This window comes from Streptomyces tamarix (assembly GCF_032423885.1).
Taxonomy (GTDB): Bacteria; Actinomycetota; Actinomycetes; order Streptomycetales; family Streptomycetaceae; genus Streptomyces; species Streptomyces tamarix.
Genome location: NZ_JAWCTQ010000115.1, coordinates 1 through 413, shown reverse-complemented (window position 1 = coordinate 413; position 413 = coordinate 1). Strand labels below are relative to the sequence as shown.

Genomic DNA, 413 nt, shown 5'->3' with positions numbered 1-413 from the left:
CTAGGTTCTGTCCGGCGGATCATGTGACCTTCCGACCGGTCGCTCGTTGGTTGGGTCATGGGTCGGGGGGATCTGACGAATCGCGAGTGGTCGCTGCTGGAGCCGCATCTGCCTCCGCCGGGTGGCCGGGGCGGCCGGTGGAACGACCACCGCACCGTGATCAACGGGATCCTGTTCCGGATCCGGACCGGTGTCCCGTGGCGTGACCTGCCGGAACGCTACGGCTCGTGGAAGACCGTCTACGAACGGCATCGCCGCTGGTCGGCGGACGGCACCTGGGACCGGATCCTGCAGTCGATCCAGGCCGACGCCGACCTTGCCGGGCGGATCGACTGGTCGATGGTCGGTGTCGACTCGACGTCCTGCCGGGCCCATCAGCACGCGGCCGGCGCCCGTAAGGCCCGTCCGCGGAT

The 413-nt window shown here is 69.2% G+C and carries 1 protein-coding gene; it reads left to right on the top strand.

Translation table 11 applies throughout. The features are described 5' to 3' along the window. Nucleotides 1-57 precede the first annotated feature (57 nt). On the top strand, nt 58-413 hold a 356-nt coding region (locus RND61_RS32525), incomplete at its 3' end, for an IS5 family transposase (RefSeq protein ID WP_315881765.1).